We start from the raw sequence: 18,422 nt of genomic DNA, 5'->3' as shown, positions 1-18,422 counted from the left end.
AGGCTCGCGATCGCGGAGCCGGCGACCTGCTTTTATCCAAGTGCTCCAAATGCTCCAAGTGCTCCAAGTCATCCAGGTCAATCAAACGAAGGAGTTTACGCAGCATGATCGAGAATGAACGAACCGCCCCGCTCTGGACAAAGGCTTTTATCGGCCTGACCCTGGGCTTCTTTTTATTGTTTTTGAATTTGCAAATGCTGCTGTCTTCCCTGCCGGTATACGTAAAAGGGGAATTGGGCGGCGGGGATTTGACCGTCAGCCTCGTGACCGCGACATTTGCTTTAGCCGCGATCGCCAGCCGCTTCGCGACGGCGTCGCTTATGCCGAAGCTCGGTCGTACGGCGCTGCTGTATACGGGCTTGGCGGCTGCCGTGCTGACGACTTTTCTGTGCGCCTACGCGAACGAGATCGGATCGCTCATCGTCATCCGCATACTTTACGGCGTCGGTTTCGGGACGGCGAGCACGATCATCCCGACGCTCGTGGCGCGGATCATTCCGCAGGATCGAATCGGCGAGGGCATCGGCTATTTCGGATTGTCCACGAGTCTTGCGATGTCGCTCGGCCCGGTGATCGGCATGAATCTGATGAAAGGGCTCGGATTTCCCGCGTTGACGTTATCGAGCGCCGCAGCGGCGGCATTGTCGGCGGGCGTACTGCTGGTGTCCGGATCCGCTCGCGGCGGAAAAAGGGGAAAGCGGGAAGCGGCATCCGGCGCCGCGAAGGAAACTGAATCCGCGAGCGAGACGAAATCGACAGCCCTTTCCCCGACTTCAAGCGCTTCTACAAATACAGTCAAGCCGCTTGTTCTTCCCGCGATATTGAATATGTTGCTGTCCATCACGTATAGCGGCTTGCTCAGCTTTATCGCCTTGTTCGGCGAAAGCGTGCATATCGCGCAAGTCGGATTGTTTTTTCTTTTTAATGCCATCACAGTCATCCTCGTTCGGCCGATCGCCGGACGTATTTTCGACCGCAGGGGACATGCCGCCGTCCTGATCCCGGCCGCCGCCTGCGTTTTGGCCAGCATGCTCGTGCTCTCTGGCGCGACGGGCATGCCGCAGCTTATTGTCTCCGCGCTGCTCTACGGATTCGGCTTCGGCGCGATCCAGCCGACGCTGCAAGCCTGGATGCTGCGCAGCACGCCCCGGGAGCGTCACGGCTTTGCCAACAGCATGTACTACAACTCTACGGACCTCGGCGTTGCGCTTGGCGCCGTGCTGCTCGGGACGATCGCCGCCCAGACCGGTTATTCCCGGATGTACGGGTATTCCGCGCTGATCATGGCCGGTTTTCTCGCGCTGTACGTCGTCATGCGGTTCGTCATCGGGGCCAGGACGTCCAAGTCCGGCACGCAGGCATCCATTTAAAAGCGGGGCTTTTATTGAAACAGGGACATAATCGGCGCCGAGGCGCACAGCGTCACGAATGCCGTGCATACCATGGCGATGCCCGCGCAGGCGCCGGCGTCGGCATCGTATTCGAACGCCTTCGCGATGCCCGCGGCATGCGCCGCGGTTCCCAGCAGGACGCCGCGCCCGACGGAGCTGCGGATGCGCAGCCAGCGCACGAGCAAGGGGCCGACGAGCATGCCCGTCAGTCCCGTTGCGAGCGTTGCGACCGCCGTGATCGTCGGCACGCCGCCGATCGCGTCCGAGACCGACAAGGCGACAGGCGTCGTTGCCGACTTGGGCGCCAGACTGTCCATGATCGGCGCCGCCAGACCGAACAGGCGCGCGAGGCCGGCGGAGACGGCCACGGCAGCGAGCCCGCCTGCGGTCACGCCGGCGGCGATGGCGCGCGCATGCTTTTTCAGCACGTTCATATGCTTGTGCAGCGTGACGGCGAGCGCGATCGTCGCCGGCCCGATCATCTCGCCGATCCAGTGCGCGCCTCGGTCGAACGTTTCATAGGAGGAGCCGCTCAGCGACAACGCGGCGATGACGACGGCGGGCGTGACGACGAGCGGGGTCAGATACAGCTTGCGTGTGCGCGCGTACAGCCGTTTGGCGCAAAAGTAGACGAGGACGGTCAGCGCGAGCCAGGCGAACGGTATCATGATGCGGCCTCTTCGCCGTGTGCTCTGCCCGATCGCTCGCAGGCATACCCCGCGATCGCCATTACGATGGCCGTGCTCAGCAGAATCGTGGCGAGGATCGCTGCGCCGCTATGCAAGACGAGCGGCTTGTAGCGTACGATGCCGACCGTTGCGGGAACGAAAAACAGCAGCATTTGCGCGACGAGCCATTCTGCGCCAAGTGCGATCCAGGCGAGCTTGACGATTTTGAGCTCAAGCAGCGCGAACAGCAGGAGCAAGCCGAGGATACTGCCGGGTATAGGGAGACGGAGCGCTTCGGCCGCCAGATCGGACAAGCGGGACAAGACGATAAAAAAGCCGACTTGCAACGCGGTTTTGACGATCGTTTCTGCTTTCATTTTTTTCATGCTCCTTTACTTGACCGTAAAAATAGTATACGAACCCCTTTGTCATAGGTAAAATGAATATATAGAATAGATATCATTCCATATGGCTATGAAAGAGGAAACGTAATGGATATCCGACATTTGGAAGCCGTAGCGGAGATCGCGAGACGGGGCAGCTTCACGCTGGCGGCGGACGCCCTGCATATCGCGCAGCCGACGCTCAGCAAGACGATTATTCAGCTGGAGGAGGAACTTGGCGTCCGTCTCTTCAGCCGGGAAGGCAAGCGGCCGCGACTGACGGAAGCGGGGGAGGCGGTGCTTCGTTACGGCGCCCCGATCCGGGCGCAGATGGACGCGCTGCACCGGGAGTTGGCCGACCTGGCCGAGCTGCGCCAGGGAACGCTCCGGCTCGGCCTGCCGCCGATGGCGGGCTCCAATTTTTTTCCGGGTCTCATCGGAGAATATCGCAGGCTGTACCCGGGCGTCGCCATCCGTCTGTCCGAAGCGGGCGCCATACGGCTGGACGAGGATCTGCGGGCGGGATCGTTGGATGCCGGCGTTCTGCAGACGCCGATCGACGACTCGCTCTACGACTCGTTTATCGTCATCGACGACCGCATGATGGCCGTGCTCCCGGCCGGCCATCGATTCGCAAGCGAGACCGCGTTGGCGCTGGAGGATCTGTCGGCCGAGCCGTTCGTGCTGTTCCGCGCGGAATTTACGCTTCGCGGAAGGATCACGGCCGCTTGCGAAGCCGCTGGCTTCAGCCCGAATATCGTCGCCGAGAGCTCCCAATGGGACTTTATCGTTCAGATGGTGGGCGAAGGGCTGGGCATTGCCTTGCTGCCCGCGACGATCTGCGCGCAGCTTCATCCGGGGCGCGTCCGGACCGTGGAGCTTGCGCCGCCAGGGCTGCCTTGGCAGCTGGTGATGGCATGGAGGAGGGAAGGGTACCTGCCGCTTGCCGCGAAGGCCTGGATCGAGCTCGCTCGCGAGCGGTTCGAGGGTGCCCGGGGATGATTCGCGAAGGTCCGAACGGTTTATTATTGGAGAAGACAATAATCCGGCGTTTATGATTGTTAGTTTTTTCGCAAGAAGCGCATGGTATAATCATTACGAAAAATTTCGCCACTCGGCTTAAATAGACAGGCGATTCACCCGAAAACCTGGAGGCTCGCGGATGACTTCTTCCTTGGATTACGGCATTATCTTCCAGCAAGCCAGCAATTTTTCGTTGAACGGATTTGCTGTTATCTCGGCATCGGACGATACGCTGCTTAAGCTCAATCCCGCTTTGTGCGATATGCTGGGTTATCGGGAAGAAGAGCTGCTCGGAGTGCCTTTTCCCGATATTACCGACCGCGATCCGAACCGCCCATCGTTTTATCGGGCGGCAGCGGACAGGTGCAAGGCGCAGGGCGGCTATATGGAAGAAATCGAGAAGCGGCTGCTGCACAAAGATGGACGCTCGATCTGGGTACGCATGCGCTTGTCGTCGGTGAGAGATCCCCGGACGGACGAAGCGCTTTACTTATATGCGGAGATGCTGGACATTACGAGTCAGAAGACGGAACGGATCCCGGTGCTGAACAACCGTCATCTGTATATGCTGCTTACCCGCAATTCTCACGATCTCGTATCGGTGAGCTCGCTGGACGGAGAGCTGCTCTATATTTCTCCTTCCTGCAAGGAAGTGCTCGGATACACGCCGGAGGAAATGACCCGGAACATGCGGCAGAGCTATTACCATCCCGAAGATGCGAGCGAGATGAGCCGTCCGGGCAAACTCTACTCGAACGATCAATTTTTTCTCCGCCGCGTCCGCCGCAAGGACGGCCGATACCTCTGGTTCGAGGTATGGTCCCAGGTAATCTGGGACGACTCGGAACAAGCGGACCGCGTATTGTCCGTCGCCCGGGACGTAAGCGACCGCAAGCAATACGAGGACAAGCTCGACGAGGCGCAGCGGATCGCCAGGATGGGTACCTACGAGATCGACCTGGACAGGGACCTTATTACGTTGTCCAAGGGCGCGAGGCGCGTGCTCGCCCTGCCGGAGGGCTACGAGATGGGCAGCATCGACTCCGCTATGGCGAACATTCCGGAGGCAGACCGTTTAAGAATTCACCGCCATCTGGACCAGGTATCCGCAGATACGCTTAAGGATTCAGTCATTTACCGGCTTATCCATCCCGACGGATCGACGCGTATACTCGAAGGAACCTGGGAAGTGCTCGACACCGACTCCAGCCGGCCGTCTCGCTTGCTCGGCTCCGTCCAGGACATTACCGAGCAGAGGCAGTTCGAGCAGCGGCTGCAGGAGAGCGAACAGCGCTACAAGTCGCTTTTCGAATACAACCAGTCCGCCGTGTACTCGATGAATCTTAAAGGGGAGTATTTAACGGCCAATCCGAATCTGGAAAAGCTGACCGGGTACACGCTCGAAGAGCTGATCGGGATGCATTACGGTCCGCTCGTGCCGCCAAAATACGAGGCGAAGACGGCGCAGCACTTCGCGCTTGCGGCGCGCGGCGAAGCGCAGAATTACGAAGTGACGATCATCCACAAGAACGGCAGCGAGATCGAGACCAACGTGTCCAACATCCCGATCGTCGTAGACGGCGAGGTGGTCGGCGTTTACGGCATTTCCATCGATATAACCGCCCGCAAGCGCGCCGAGGACAAATTGACGGAAAGCGAGAGCCGGTACCGGTGCCTGTTCGATCTGAATAATACGCCGATTTGCTCCTTCGATCTGGCAGGCAATTTTACGAAGATTAATCCGGCGATGGAGCAGTTGACCGGATACGATCAGGAGGAGCTTCGGGAGCTGACGTTTGCGCCGCTCACCTATCCTGAAGATCTGCCGAAGTTAACGCACCACGTCAATCTTGCGATTCAAGGGGCGCCGCAGACGTACGAGGCGCGGCTGATTCGCAAAGGCGGGGACATCCTTACGCTCAGCATCACGAACGTGCCGATCGTCGTGAACGGCGAGACGGTCGGATTTTACGGCATCGCGACGGACATTACGGCGGCCAAGCAGCATACCGAGCGCATTCACAAATTGAACGAAGAGCATGCGCGGATTCTGAACTCGGCTTCCGAGGGCATCTTCGGGTTGGACGAGGAAGGGGATTTTACGTTTATCAATCAGTCGGGCGCCTTGATGCTCGGCCTGCGCGAGGACAGTCTGCCCGACGTATCCGCTCTGCGCCACCTGCTGCAGACCGGTACGGACGGCGCGAGCTACTGGGACGACGAATCTCCGCTGCTTCGCGCGCTGCGCGAGGGGCGCGCTTATCAGGACAAGGACGCGGTCTTCTGGAAAAGCAACGGCACAAGCTTCCTCGCGGACTATCAGATCTCGCCGACCTACGAGGACGGCGCGCCCAGTGGCGCCGTCGTCGTGTTCCGCGACGTGACCGGCGAAAAGGAGATCATCCAGGCAAAGGAAAGCGCCGAACGCGCGGACCGTGCCAAGTCCGAATTTTTATCGGTGATGAGCCACGAGCTGCGGACGCCGATGAACGGCGTCATCGGGATGACGGGGCTGCTGCTCGACACCGAGCTGACCGAAGAGCAGCGGAGCTATGCGGAGGTCATCGGTCGAAGCGGCGAGTCTCTGATGCATATCCTGAACGAGATTCTGGACTTCAGCAAGATCGAAGCGGGCAAGCTTGTGCTTCACTATGAGCCGATCGCGGTGCGCAGCACGGTAGAAGAAGCGCTCGAGCTGTTCAAGGTTCAGGCCGCGGACAAAAAAATCGAGCTGAGGCTCCAGTTCGAGGGCGGCGTGCCGGATCTGATGTTCGGCGATCCCGTGCGGCTGCGCCAGGTGCTCGTCAACCTGCTCAGCAATGCCATTAAATTTACGGATACGGGGTCGGTATTCCTGTTCGTCAGGGCGATGCCGACCCGGAACAAGGAAGCGATGCTGGTCGAATTCGCCGTGCAGGATACGGGCATCGGCATTCCGAAGGATAAGCAGGGCCAGCTGTTTCAAGCATTCTCCCAGCTGCACTCGGGCACGAATCGCAAATACGGAGGCACGGGGCTCGGTCTGTCCATTTGCAAAAAGCTGGTCGAGCTCATGGGAGGCACGATCGGCTTCGATACGATCGAGGGTCAGGGATCGACATTCCGGTTCACGCTGTCCTCGCATGCGCAGCCCGAGCAAGCGGTTGACACGGATGCGTCCGCCGAATCGCCTGCGGACGCTTCTGACGGGACGGAAGATAAGACGCGTTTCGGACCGATGCGGATTCTGGTAGCCGAGGATCACGCGGTGAACCAGCAAATTATTCGTGCCATGCTGAACAAGCTTGGCTATGAGCCGGTCATTGCATCGGACGGGCAAGCCGCCGTGAACGCGGCGATCGCGCAACCGTTCGACCTCGTGTTGATGGACGTGCAGATGCCGGCGATGGATGGCTTGCAGGCCGCCGCGATGATCAGGGAGCTGTTGCCCGAGCAGCGGCGTCCGATCATCGTGGCGCTGACCGCGTTCGCCCGTCAGGAGGACAAGGCAGCCTGTCTGGCCGCGGGGATGAACGATTTCTTGAGCAAGCCGACCCGTCCGGCCGAGATTCAAGAGATGCTGTCCAAGTGGGCGGACGATATACGGGCGAGGCGCTCGATCCGCGGATAAGACAAGGAGGCAAGGAGCATGGCGTTCGGGGTTAAGCGCGAGGAGCTCGAGGCCTGGAAGCGGAAGGTGGCCGCAGGCGAGATCGCTTTTTTAACGCATTATTGGTTCGAGCCCCGATTCCCCGGCGTCAAGACGATCACCAAGGTGGGCTGTGCGGACCTGGGCAAGCTCTCCGACTGGTGCTCGCTGCACGGACTGAACCCGGCATACATTCATGTGCGGAGACCTTTTCCGCACTTCGACCTGATCGGCGACAAGCAGTCCGAGATCCTGCGGATCGAAGGGCAGTGGGAGCAGCTGGAGCGGTTCGGGATGGCTTGAAGGAGCATCATATCGAAAAAACGTCGCCGGCATCATGCCGACGACGTTTTTTTGGCGCATTGCGTTAGTTAATGCGAGGATTCCTTCTCGTTCGACCAGCCAAGCTTTTCGAACAGCTTGAACAAGAGGCTCATGACGATCGCGACGACAGTGGCGAGCGCCATGCCGGAGAGCGAGAAGTCTCCGGCGGTAATCTTGACGCCGGACAGCCCGGTGACGAGCACGATCGTCGTCAGGAACAGGTTGACCGGCTTGCTGTAGTCGACCTTCGATTCGACGAGCATCCGCAGGCCCGAGGCCGCGATGACGCCGAACAGGAGGAGCGACACGCCGCCCATGACCGCTGGAGGAATCGCCGCGATCAGCGCGGACAGCTTGCCGAAAAAGGAGAGCACGATCGCGATGACGGCGGCCCCGCCGATGACGAAGGTGGAATAGACGCGCGTGATGGCAAGAACGCCGATATTCTCACCGTAGGTCGTGTTAGGCGTCGAGCCGGTAAAGGCGGACAGGATCGTCGAGATGCCGTTGCTCAGCATCGAGCGGTGCAGGCCCGGATCCTTGGACAGATCCTTGCCGACGATATTGCCGGTCACGATCAAGTGACCGATATGCTCGACGACGACGACAAGCGCTGCCGGCAGGATCGTGAGCATGGCAGACCATTCGAACGAAGGCGCCGTAAAAGTCGGCGACGCCAGCCAGCCTGCGCTCTTCACGTTAGTAAAGTCGGTAAGCCCGAGCGTCCAGGAGAGAAAGTAACCCGCCACGATGCCGAACAAAATCGGAATGATCTTCATGAATCCGCGGAACAGCACCGAGCCGAGAACGGTGACGAGGAGCGTGAATACGCTCACGGTAATGACGGTGCCGTCCGGCGACCAGTCCGCGCTGCCCGAGTTCGGAATCCAGCCGGCCATGCCGGCCGCGACGGGAATCAGCTCGAGACCGATAACCGCCACGATCGCGCCCATGGCGGCCGGCGGGAAGACGACATTGATCCAGCGCGTGCCGGCAAGTTGCACGATTAGTGCGACGATGACGAAAACGACGCCTGCCGCTAAAAATCCGCCGAGCGCCGCCGCATATCCGTCGCCGGGATCGGCGTAATTCCCGATGACCGCGCCGGCCGGCGCGATAAACGCGAAGCTAGAGCCGAGGTAAGCGGGAATCTTGCCCTGGCATATAAAAATGTAAAGCAGCGTGCCGATTCCGTTCATCAACAAGCAGATGGCGGGATCGACGCCAAGCAGGTTCGGCACGAGCACCGTGGAGCCGAACATGGCGAACAGATGCTGCAGGCTGAGCATGAGGCTCTGGCCCAGCGGAGGCCGTTCGTGAATGCCGATTTCTTGCCTCGTCACTTGATGTTAACCTCCATTGTTCTACGATATGTATAAATCCTTTGTCGATTCTATACAGTTCATTCCGATTTGACAAGCGAAGTTTTATTATTTCGGGATTTCTTGTCGGGCGATTCGCTTCCGCGCAAGCGGTGTTCCTCATATCCTATCGGGAGAGCGGCGATACGCAAGGAAGAAGAGAGGAGCTTCGCGATGACGGTTGCGAGGAAAGTCGGGACTAAGGCATGCCGGCTTGGGTCGGGTTATGGAACGGTCGGGCATAAACACAGCCGGCCTCTGTTACTGCGAGGAGATATTTGCGGCATGGGCGAGAAGACGTCCTGCCGATGCGGCGGTGCTACGCCGGACATTCGCAGCGTAGCTAACGCGCTGCGGCTGTCGGCGCACGCCATGCTGCCCTTCTATCGGAAAGTCGCCGCGAACGGCCGGTTTGCGAAGCGCTGGTCGCGCAGCGTCGTCGAGCTCCGGCTGGACGACATGAAGAGGCAGCTGAGAGAGGCTTCACCGCTCGCAGGCCGGCTGGAACAAGGCCTCGGGACCAACGGCATCGGTTATTTTATCGATTACCCGTCGCCGGGAACGCAGGATGCCTATGCCACGGGCATCACGATACCGCCGGGCAGCGTCCAGTTTTACTTTGCGCCCGGCGCGCATCGGACCGTCGCTGCCGCGCTGCTTCCGTTTTGCCGCGCGTTGGCGACGGACCGCGAATTTGCGCTCGCACTGGCCTCCGCGATGGCGCGGCGCGACCGAAGCGCCGTAAACCGGCTTGTCCGAAGCTGCGTGATCGCCGGCGGCCTGCGCGCCGTGGACGGCGAGCCGGGTTATCTCGCCCTCGATTTCAAACCGCCCGGCTCGAAGTACGTCTACCGAAACTTGTTTTTCCGCGAAGGCTTGTGATCTAATTAGGACTGTAAAGTAATCCGCTATCCTATACCAAATGCGCAAGGAGCCATACACTCATGACGGTAAGATTCGGACTTGTCGGCACCAATTGGATCACGGACAGGCTGCTCGCGGCAGCAAAGGAAGCGGAAGGCTTCGAGGCGGCGGCGGTATGCTCGCGCTCGCTGGAGCGGGCTCAGGCTTATGCCGCGCAGCACGGCATCCCGCATGCCTACGACGATATGGAAGCGATGGCGGCGGACGGCCGGATCGATGCCGTCTACATCGCGACGCCGAACGTCTATCATGCGGAGCAAGCGATGCTGTTCATGCGGCGCGGCATCCACGTGCTCTGCGAAAAGCCGGTCGCCTCGAACGGCGCCGAGGCGCGGCGCATGATCGAGGAAGCGCGCAAGCACGGCGTGCTGCTCATGGAGGCGATGAAGCCGACGTTCATGCCCAGCTTCCGGGCCATCGAGCGCGCTTTGCCTTCGATCGGCAAGGTGCGCCGCTATGTCGGCAACTACGGGCAATATTCCTCGCGCTACGACGCCTACCGTGCGGGAACGGTGCTGAACGCCTTTAATCCGGCGCTCTCGAACGGGGCGTTGATGGATCTGGGCATCTACTGCCTGTATCCGGCGATCTGCTGGTTCGGCCGACCGCTGGAGGTCAAGGCGAGCGGCGTCATGCTCGAATCCGGCGCCGACGGCGAGGGCAGCCTGCTGCTGCGGTATGCGGACATGGAGGCGGTCGTCATGTACTCCAAGATCACCAATTCGTATGCGCCAAGCGAGATTCAGGGGGAAGAGGGCTGCATCCTGATCGATCAGATCAGCCAGCCGGAGCGCGTGCGCGTCCGCTACCGGGACGGCAGGGAAGAGGAACTGACCGCGCCGCAATCCGAGCAATCGATGGTTTACGAGCTGCAGGCGTTCGTGAACCTCGTTCGGGAAGGCAAGACGGAATCGGAGATCAACACGCATGAGCGGATGATCGCGGTTCTCGACGTCATGGACGAAGCCAGACGGCAGATCGGCATCGTCTATCCAGCGGATTCGCAAGCTTGAACGACGCTTGAATGGCAAGGATTCGCGGACAGGAGACGCTTTTTCTGCATGCCGGCGCTTTTCGGATGTTTGGCGGGCATCAAAACCTGCATTTGTACATGTATTTTCTGCCGACCATCGACGCTTTATGAAATGCCTGCAAATGTGCAGGCAAATTCGAAGCTCAAGCCGGAAATGAGGTCTATGGAGGAAAATGCATGTATATTTGCATCTTTTCTTCTCCAAAGGGTCGTCGTGGGAGGAAAAGGATGTATATTTGCAGGCATTGCGGCGTAACGGTGCGGGAGTCGGCGGGCCAGCGACAGGCCAACCGATATGGTTCGGCGACGGAAAAGGGGAAGGATCTAAAACGCAAAAGGTACGAAGCATGATTCGCGCTTCGTACCTTTTGCGTTTTATTGCAGCTTGTTGTGCACAGTCCGCGCGTTAACGGGATGCGGCGACCGGAAGACCGGCGCGCTCGATGAGGCGGCGGCTGTCTTCGTTGAGGCCGACGATCCGAACCGTCTTGCCGTACTGCGCGTACTTCTCGATAGTCTTCGCGATCGCGGTCACGGCCGAGTGGTCCCATACGTGGGAAGCCGAGAAATCGATCGTCACGTCCGAAGGATCTTCCTTGAAGTCGAACAAGTTCACGAAGTGGTTCATCGTACCGAAAAAGAGCTGGCCGGCGATGCGATATACTTTGCGGCCGTCCTTGGCTAGCTCGGCATGCGCCTTGATCCGGGCGGAGCGCCAGCCGAAATAGACGGCGCTGAGCACGACGCCAGCGAGCACGCCGAGCGCGAGGTTGGACGTGGCGACGACGATGCCGACGGTCACGATCATGATGAGCGCGTCGCTGCGCGGAATCTTCGCCAGCGTTGTAAGCGAGCGCCAGTCGAACGTGCCGATCGACACCATGATCATGACGCCTACGAGCGCGGCCATCGGGATCACGCGGACGACGTCGCCCAGCACGAGGATCAGGAACAGCAGGAAGACGCCCGCCACGAACGTCGAGAGCCTCGAACGCCCGCCGGATTTGACGTTGATGACCGTCTGGCCGATCATGGCGCAGCCTGCCATGCCGCCGAATAGGCCGGAGACGACGTTGGCGATGCCTTGCCCGCGAACCTCGCGGTTTTTGTCGCTCTTGGTCTCGGTCATCTCGTCGACGATCGTCGCTGTCATAAGAGACTCGGTCAAGCCGACGACCGCAAGGGCGAGCGAGATCGGCACGATGCGCCAGATGGCGTCGAAGGTGAAGTCGATGTCCGGAAAATGAAAAAGCGGCAGCTTCTGCGTGATCGGTCCCATGTCGCCGACCGTCCGCAGGTCGAGCCCGAGGCCGACGGAGACGATCGTCATTGCGATAATCGCGACGAGCGCGGAGGGGACGGCTTTGGTCAGCAGCGGGAACAAATAAATAATGGCCAGCGTACCCGCCACCATCGCATACATTTGCCAGCTCGCGCCTTCGAAGTTCGGCAGCTGCGCCATAAATATAATGATCGCGAGCGCGTTAACGAAGCCGGTCACGACGGAGTGCGGGATAAACGTAATGAATCTTCCGAACCGCAACAGTCCCATGATGAATTGGATGATGCCGGTCAGCAGCGCGGCGGCATAAATATATTCGATGCCGTACTTGGCGACGATCGGCCCCATGAGGGAGGCCATCGCGCCGGTCGCGGCGGAGATCATGCCGGGACGGCCGCCGACGATCGAGATCGTCACGGCGATGCAGAAAGACGCGTACAAGCCGACCATCGGATCGACGCCGGCCAGGATCGAGAAAGCGATCGCTTCCGGAATCAACGCAAAAGCGACCGTCAACCCGGACAGAATGTCTCTGCGCGTGTTGAAGAACCAGTTGCTTTTCAATTTTTGCAACAACAAAAAAACTCCTTTCGCATATGAACGGAGTTGCCGGGATCGTTGATGCGCTGTCGTACCGATCGCGGTTCGCTCCGAATTGTCCGTTGGCAGTAGGCTTTCCACTCTCAGAAAAGCCGGGTCCGATTATCGTCCGGTTCATTATACATGCTATCGGCCGATTTGAACACCCTGGGCGAATGTCGCGGGAGCGGGAATGCGGTTATAATACGAGAAGCGGTAGGAAATGGAGGGAGCGGCATGAAAATCGTATTCGTGAGGCATGGTCAGAGCGAATATAACCTGGAAAACCGATTCACCGGCTGGACCGACTCGGATCTGTCCGAGCAAGGGCTGAAGGAAGCGCGGCAGGCGGGGAAGGTGCTGCGCGCGAACGGATTCGCCTTCGACGCCGCCTTTTCGTCGGTGCTGACGCGGGCGATTCGCACGATGGGCATCATCTTGGATGAGCTCGACCAGCTCTGGATTCCGGTCTCGAAGAGCTGGCGGCTCAACGAACGGCATTACGGCGCGCTGCAGGGCCTTAACAAAGCGGAGACGGCGGACCGTTACGGCGCCGATCAGGTGCTGCTCTGGCGCAGATCCGTGAGCGAGCGGCCGCCGGCGCTTGCGCGCGATGACGAGAGGTATGCGGGCAACGACCTCCGTTACAAGGACATCGACGGAGACGTTCCGTTGACGGAAAATTTGGACGACACGGCTGACCGCGTGCTTGTCTATTGGGAGAAAAATATTGTGCCCGAGCTGTCGGCGGGTCGCAAGCTGCTGCTATGCGCGCACGGCAACACGCTGCGGGCGCTGATCCGCTACTTGGATGACCTGCCCGAGGACGGCGTCGTCAATCTCAACATTCCGACGGCGATACCGCTTGTCTACGAATTCGGAGACGACATGAAGCCGGTCAAGCACTACTACCTAGGGGAAGAGGGACCGCTGCCGCAAGGGGAGATTCCGCGCAAAATCTCGCCCGACCCGGCGCAGGATATGCCGGGAAAGGGCGAGGGACATCATGCTTCGCCGTAGATTCGCGGTTAAGACAGCCGATAGACGGCGAACGGACCGCCCTGCCGGAAGTCCTCGCTGATCTTGTCCAGCCTGCCAAGCGTCTCTTCGGACAAATGAAGCGCATCCGCCTCCAGGTTGGCGCGAAGCTGCTCGGGCCGGGTCGCGCCGGCGATGACCGTGGCGACGGCTGGACGCGAGAGCAGCCAAGCGATCGCGAGCACGGCCGGCTGAACGCCAAGCTCCTCGGCCAGCGCGGCGACCTGGCCGCCAAGCTCGTCCGCCCGGCCGCCCAGGAAGCGGCGGAACGACGGATCGGTGTCCGCACGCGAGCCTTCCGGCGCCGTGTCGCCCGATGCGCCGTATTTGCCGGTTAAAATGCCTCCCGCCAGCGGGAAGTACGGAATGAGTCCGACCCCTTGATCGAGGCACAGCGGGATGAGCTCGGTCTCCGGCGTGCGATCGGCGAGCGAATAGCTGGCCTGCGTGCAGACGAAGCGCTCGAGACCGCGACGTTCGCTGATGCCGAGCGCCTTCATGAGCTCCCACGCCGCATAGTTGGACGCGCCTATATAGCGCACTTTGCCCGAAGCGACCAGGTCGTCCAGCGTGCGCAGCGTTTCCTCGAGCGGCGTTCCCGGATCGAACGTGTGGATCTGGTACAGATCTACATAGTCCGTATTCAGCCTTTTCAGGCTGCCCTCCAGCTCACGCCGAAGATGAAAGCGGGACGACCCTCTGTCGTTCGGACCTTGTCCCATCGGCATGCCGGCCTTGGTCGCCAGCACCGCTTGATGCCGCCTTCCAGCCAGCGCTTCCCCGATGATCGACTCCGACTGCGTTCCCGCGTATATGTTGGCCGTATCCAGCATGTTGATCCCGCTGTCCAGCGCCTCATGAACGATCCGGATCGACGTCTCCCGGTCCGATCGCTTGCCGAACGCGTTCGTGCCGAGCCCGATCGCCGATACCTGAAGCCCGCTTTGACCCAATGAACGATACTGCATACATTCAACCTCCTCTTTTCTCACTCAAACCTCGCGATAACTGATTGTCTCATGCCCATGTCGGATGATCAACCGCAGACGGCGTCGTGCGTTCGCTATCCGCGCAAACGCAAGCGTGAACGTATCGCCGCGATCGGGAACGAGCGCGGTTAATATGTTACAATCAATGTTTGAACGCGGGGCCGCGCGCAAGGCGACGGCTGCATGGAGGACAACGATATGGCAGGAAAATATTACGTCGTCTGGGAAGGCGGCGCGCCGGGCATTTATGATTCATGGCCGGCATGCCAAGCTCAAGTATCCGGACGCAAGGATGCGAAGTACAAATCGTACGGCAGCAAGCCGGAGGCTGAGCGGGCCTATCGCGAAGGCTGGAAAAAGCATTGGGGCCAAGGCGGCGGGAAAAGCGCAGCGGGCGCTTCGTCCAAGTCCGCCGGAGCGGGAGAAAAGCTGCCGCTGTCTCCGGAGCAGGCGGCAGGCGAGATTGACTTCGACAGCGTCTCGGTCGACGTCGGCACGCGCGGCAATCCGGGCCCGGTCGAGTACAGAGGCGTCGATACGCGGACGGGCGAGGTGCTGTTTTCGGTCGGGCCGATCGAAAAGGGAACGAACAATCTGGGCGAATTTCTCGCGATTGTCCACGCGCTTGCCTATCTGAGGCAAAAAGGCAGCGCCAAGACGATTTACAGCGACTCGCGCACGGCGCTCAAATGGCTGAAGCAAAAAGAAGTCGTGACGACGCTGCCGCGGGACGACTCGACTTTTGAGATCTGGGCCCTCGTAGACCGCGCGCTCAGTTGGCTGCGCGTCCATTCGTACCCGAACAAGGTGCTCAAGTGGGAGACGGAGCGCTGGGGAGAGGTCAAAGCGGACTACGGCCGAAAAGGCTGAAGTCTCCGCTCGTCCGGCTCGCGACCTGAGGCGGGCATCGGCTCCGCTCGTCAACGCGCTTGCATTGCGCCGCCAACCGCCGGTCATAACAAAAAAGGCCTTCCGCTGCAGAACCGCTCTGCGGATGGCCTTTTGTCCGTTCAGACGCTGATGCGAAGTCCCTGCAGCTGCGAGATGCCCTGGCGAATGAGATGCTGCTTGCGCTTGGGAACGGGGAGCATATGGTTCAAGGCAGGACCGTCGCCGAAGTATACGGCATTGTCCGTCAAATAGGTGATCTTGGCTACGTTGACGTAGCAGTCCGAGGAGATCCGAACGAAAAGCGCGTCTCTCGTCAAGGCTTCCGCCTGCTCGGCCGACATTCGCTTCTTTATCGTATAGTTGCGGCCGTGACAACAAATTTGCCCTTGGGCGCCGATGCGGAAGAAGTAGCAATCGTTTCTCGGTTCGAACTGATCGTATAAATTCATCGCTGCATCCATCTTTTCGTATCCCCCTGTCATCGAAAGTTTGGGTGGTAGCGCTTTCATTATAGCGCATGGGGCTTTGTCTTGGCTAGCATTATTTTGTGAATTTGCACATGATTTTTTGGATACTTTCACGTGAGCATGCAAAGGCGGCAAAACGGAGGAGCGGACGACAGGGAAAAAGTCGAATGAAGACTCTTTATGACGAAGCCTGCTGCGGTGCGCCGCAAAGCATGCCGGTACGCGACGCCAAGAGAGATCGGCTGGTCGAATGTGCTATACTGGAAAAAGAAAAATTTACAAACGGAATAATGACTGGAGCGAATGGTATGGACGATTTGCGTTATCCGATCGGCGAGTTTACGTTTGAAGGCGACATCTCTCCCGAGCAGCGCAGACAGTGGATCCAGGAGATCGCGGCGCTGCCGGACCTGCTGTCCGAGGCGGTGCGCGGGCTGAGCGATGCGCAGCTCGATACGCCATACAGGGAAGGCGGTTGGAAGGTACGGCAGGTGGTGCACCATCTCGGCGACAGCCATATGAACAGCCTGACGCGCTTTAAGCTGGCTCTTACCGAAGAGCGGCCGACGATCAAGCCTTACGAGGAGCACCTTTGGGCGGAGCTGGCCGATTCGCGAGACTTGCCGATCGGGCCTTCGCTCGCGCTGCTGGCAGCCGTGCACGTGCGCTGGACGGCGCTGCTCGCTTCGCTGACGGACGAGCAGTTCGCCCGCGAATTCTACCATCCCGGCAGCGGCGAGACGACGCGTCTCGATCGTTGTCTCGGCATGTACGTATGGCATGGCAAGCACCATACCGCGCATATCGAACGGCTGAGAGAACGCATGGGCTGGTGAGCTTGCCTGTGCGTACCGATTCGACAAACGGCCGAAGGACGACGGACAAGACCCGGTCCCACACGCGGACGGGTTTGTTCGCATGCCCCCGATTCGGGTAAAATGGTAACTTGAGGTGCAATATGACCGGCTTTTCGCGCCGCTACGCGGCTGCGGGAAGGCTCGAATCGGACGAGGAGCGCGCAAGATGGGAAACGATTGGCTGTTTGCATTGCTGGATATGATTCTGATCAACATCGTCCTGAGCGGCGACAATGCGGTCGTCATTGCGATGGCGAGCAAAAATCTGGATCCTGCGCATCAGAAAAAAGCGATATTTTGGGGGACGTTCGGCGCTGTCGGACTCCGGATCGTTCTGACGTTCGCCGCGGTAACGCTGCTAAAGATCCCCTTGGTTCAGGCCTGCGGCGGATTGCTGCTGCTGTTCATCGCCTGGAAGCTGCTGAACGAGGATTCTCACGACGAGGAGATCGAAGCGAAGACGACGCTCGGCGGCGCGATCCGCACAATCGTCATCGCGGATCTCGTCATGAGCCTTGACAACGTCGTAGCCGTCGCGGGCGCGGCGCACGGCAATCTTACGCTTATCGTCATCGGACTCGCGATCAGCGTTCCGCTGATTATCTGGTGCAGCCAATTCCTGACCAAGCTGATGACGCGGTTCCCGCCGCTCGTATGGTTCGGGGCGGGGTTGCTTGGTTATTCCGCGGGCGAGATGCTGGCCGGCGATCCGTGGATCGGCGATTATATCGAAGAGACCGCGCCGGCGCTGCCGGAAGTACTGCCGATTCTGCTGGGCGTACTATTTCTCGCGTACGGCGCGCTTTCGTTTTGGCGGGCGCGCAGGGTTTTGCGCCACAGACATTAATTGAGCTCGGCGAACACGTTTAAGGGAGACATACGAAGATGGCAATCGATCAGAGCAGCATGCGGGAATGGGGCAAGATGCTGCTGACATACAAGTTCGCTCTCGACGAAGTCAGCACGAAGCTGAACATTTTGAACGAGGAACTGCACTTCATCCAGAATTACAATCCGATCGAGCATATGAAAACGCGCATCAAGTCCCCCGAGAGCATCCGGGACAAGCTGATCCGCAAAGGGCTCGCGGTGACGATCGACAATGCGGTGAACCATATTCGGGATATATCGGGCATCCGGGTCATCTGTTCTTTTTCCACCGATATTTATCAAATGTACGAGATGATCAGCAAGCAGCAGGACGTCACCGTGCTCGAAGTCAAAGATTATGTCGCGAATCCCAAGCCCAACGGCTATCAGAGCCTGCATCTGATCATTCTGGTGCCGGTATTCCTGACCGACCGGATGGAGCAGGTGCCCGTCGAGATTCAGATCCGCACGATCGCCATGGACTTCTGGGCGAGCCTGGAGCACAAGATTTATTACAAGTTCAACGCGCAGGTGCCGCACGAGATCGGCTTGCAGCTGAAGGACACGGCCGATCTCATCAATTCGCTGGACAAGCGTATGTTCTCCTTGAACGAAGAAGTGCAAAAATACCGTTCGGACGATTAGCCTGAACGAAGCGCTTGAAAGCGTTACTATAATGAAGTAAAAAAGTCCGGTCCCTTTCCGAGGGGCCGG

The 18,422-nt window shown here is 59.6% G+C and carries 17 protein-coding genes; 11 read left to right on the top strand and 6 right to left on the bottom strand.

Going from position 1 to position 18,422, the window contains the following annotated elements:
- Window positions 1-104: 104 nt before the first annotated feature.
- Entirely contained in the window at window positions 105-1,370 is a 1,266-nt protein-coding gene (locus ACFOTD_RS13030; protein ID WP_378119337.1) for an MFS transporter, read from the top strand.
- 11 nt (window positions 1,371-1,381) lie between these two features.
- Here the strand turns inward: ACFOTD_RS13030 and ACFOTD_RS13025 are convergent, their stop codons facing one another.
- Window positions 1,382-2,059, bottom strand: coding sequence for an LrgB family protein (locus ACFOTD_RS13025; RefSeq protein WP_378119335.1), 678 nt, complete (start codon window positions 2,057-2,059; stop codon window positions 1,382-1,384).
- A complete protein-coding gene (locus ACFOTD_RS13020) occupies window positions 2,056-2,436 on the bottom strand; it encodes a CidA/LrgA family holin-like protein (protein WP_378119333.1) in 381 nt (126 codons plus the stop codon). The genes ACFOTD_RS13025 and ACFOTD_RS13020 overlap by 4 nt, the downstream gene beginning before the upstream one ends.
- 114 nt (window positions 2,437-2,550) lie before the next feature.
- Between ACFOTD_RS13020 and ACFOTD_RS13015 the strand changes: the two genes are divergently transcribed.
- The 3 genes from ACFOTD_RS13015 (at window position 2,551) to ACFOTD_RS13005 (ending at window position 7,396) form a co-directional block, all read left to right on the top strand.
- The gene (locus tag ACFOTD_RS13015) at window positions 2,551-3,444 is read left to right on the top strand and encodes a LysR family transcriptional regulator (RefSeq protein ID WP_378119331.1); all 894 of its coding nucleotides are present in this window, start codon (window positions 2,551-2,553) and stop codon (window positions 3,442-3,444) included.
- Between the two features lie 160 nt (window positions 3,445-3,604).
- The gene (locus tag ACFOTD_RS13010; RefSeq protein WP_378119329.1) at window positions 3,605-7,075 is read left to right on the top strand and encodes a PAS domain-containing hybrid sensor histidine kinase/response regulator; all 3,471 of its coding nucleotides are present in this window, start codon (window positions 3,605-3,607) and stop codon (window positions 7,073-7,075) included.
- A gap of 18 nt (window positions 7,076-7,093) precedes the next feature.
- Window positions 7,094-7,396, top strand: coding sequence for a hypothetical protein (locus tag ACFOTD_RS13005; RefSeq protein WP_378119327.1), 303 nt, complete (start codon window positions 7,094-7,096; stop codon window positions 7,394-7,396).
- A gap of 68 nt (window positions 7,397-7,464) precedes the next feature.
- On the opposite strand, the gene uraA is transcribed toward ACFOTD_RS13005, so the two are convergent.
- Window positions 7,465-8,760 carry a uracil permease gene (uraA, locus tag ACFOTD_RS13000; protein ID WP_378119325.1) on the bottom strand — a complete coding sequence of 432 codons (1,296 nt, stop codon included), beginning with the start codon at window positions 8,758-8,760 and terminating at the stop codon, window positions 7,465-7,467.
- A 303-nt stretch (window positions 8,761-9,063) separates the two neighbouring features.
- Here uraA and ACFOTD_RS12995 point away from each other — a divergent pair, with 303 nt between their 5' ends.
- A complete protein-coding gene (locus tag ACFOTD_RS12995; protein ID WP_378119323.1) occupies window positions 9,064-9,660 on the top strand; it encodes a hypothetical protein in 597 nt (198 codons plus the stop codon).
- 62 nt (window positions 9,661-9,722) lie between these two features.
- Entirely contained in the window at window positions 9,723-10,715 is a 993-nt protein-coding gene (locus ACFOTD_RS12990) for a Gfo/Idh/MocA family protein (protein WP_378119321.1), read from the top strand.
- Window positions 10,716-11,141: 426 nt separating this feature from the next.
- On the opposite strand, the gene ACFOTD_RS12985 is transcribed toward ACFOTD_RS12990, so the two are convergent.
- The gene (locus ACFOTD_RS12985) at window positions 11,142-12,593 is read right to left on the bottom strand and encodes a SulP family inorganic anion transporter (RefSeq protein ID WP_378119319.1); all 1,452 of its coding nucleotides are present in this window, start codon (window positions 12,591-12,593) and stop codon (window positions 11,142-11,144) included.
- Window positions 12,594-12,833: 240 nt separating this feature from the next.
- Between ACFOTD_RS12985 and gpmA the strand changes: the two genes are divergently transcribed.
- Window positions 12,834-13,616, top strand: a complete 783-nt coding sequence (gene gpmA / locus ACFOTD_RS12980) for a 2,3-diphosphoglycerate-dependent phosphoglycerate mutase (RefSeq protein WP_378119317.1) — start codon at window positions 12,834-12,836, stop codon at window positions 13,614-13,616.
- A gap of 8 nt (window positions 13,617-13,624) precedes the next feature.
- Here the strand turns inward: gpmA and ACFOTD_RS12975 are convergent, their stop codons facing one another.
- Entirely contained in the window at window positions 13,625-14,602 is a 978-nt protein-coding gene (locus ACFOTD_RS12975; protein ID WP_378119315.1) for an aldo/keto reductase, read from the bottom strand.
- A 219-nt stretch (window positions 14,603-14,821) separates the two neighbouring features.
- On the opposite strand from ACFOTD_RS12975, the gene rnhA reads away from it, so the two are divergent.
- Window positions 14,822-15,493 (top strand): ribonuclease H, encoded by a 672-nt coding sequence (gene rnhA / locus ACFOTD_RS12970; RefSeq protein WP_378119313.1) that lies wholly within the window; start codon window positions 14,822-14,824, stop codon window positions 15,491-15,493.
- Between the two features lie 140 nt (window positions 15,494-15,633).
- Here the strand turns inward: rnhA and ACFOTD_RS12965 are convergent, their stop codons facing one another.
- The gene (locus ACFOTD_RS12965; protein ID WP_378119311.1) at window positions 15,634-15,975 is read right to left on the bottom strand and encodes a hypothetical protein; all 342 of its coding nucleotides are present in this window, start codon (window positions 15,973-15,975) and stop codon (window positions 15,634-15,636) included.
- A gap of 314 nt (window positions 15,976-16,289) precedes the next feature.
- Between ACFOTD_RS12965 and ACFOTD_RS12960 the strand changes: the two genes are divergently transcribed.
- From ACFOTD_RS12960 to ACFOTD_RS12950, 3 genes are all read left to right on the top strand, one after another.
- Complete coding sequence (locus tag ACFOTD_RS12960) at window positions 16,290-16,817, top strand: YfiT family bacillithiol transferase (RefSeq protein WP_378119309.1); 528 nt, start codon at window positions 16,290-16,292, stop codon at window positions 16,815-16,817.
- Window positions 16,818-17,004: 187 nt separating this feature from the next.
- On the top strand, window positions 17,005-17,685 hold the full coding sequence (locus ACFOTD_RS12955; protein WP_378119307.1) for a TerC family protein: 681 nt from the start codon (window positions 17,005-17,007) through the stop codon (window positions 17,683-17,685).
- Between the two features lie 44 nt (window positions 17,686-17,729).
- Window positions 17,730-18,353: a GTP pyrophosphokinase gene (locus ACFOTD_RS12950; RefSeq protein ID WP_378119515.1), complete on the top strand. Its 624-nt coding sequence runs from the start codon at window positions 17,730-17,732 to the stop codon at window positions 18,351-18,353.
- Window positions 18,354-18,422 lie beyond the last annotated feature (69 nt).

This window comes from Cohnella sp. GCM10012308 (assembly GCF_042649185.1).
In the GTDB taxonomy this organism is placed as follows: Bacteria; Bacillota; Bacilli; order Paenibacillales; family Paenibacillaceae; genus Cohnella.
This window is presented reverse-complemented; position numbering and strand designations above follow the sequence as displayed.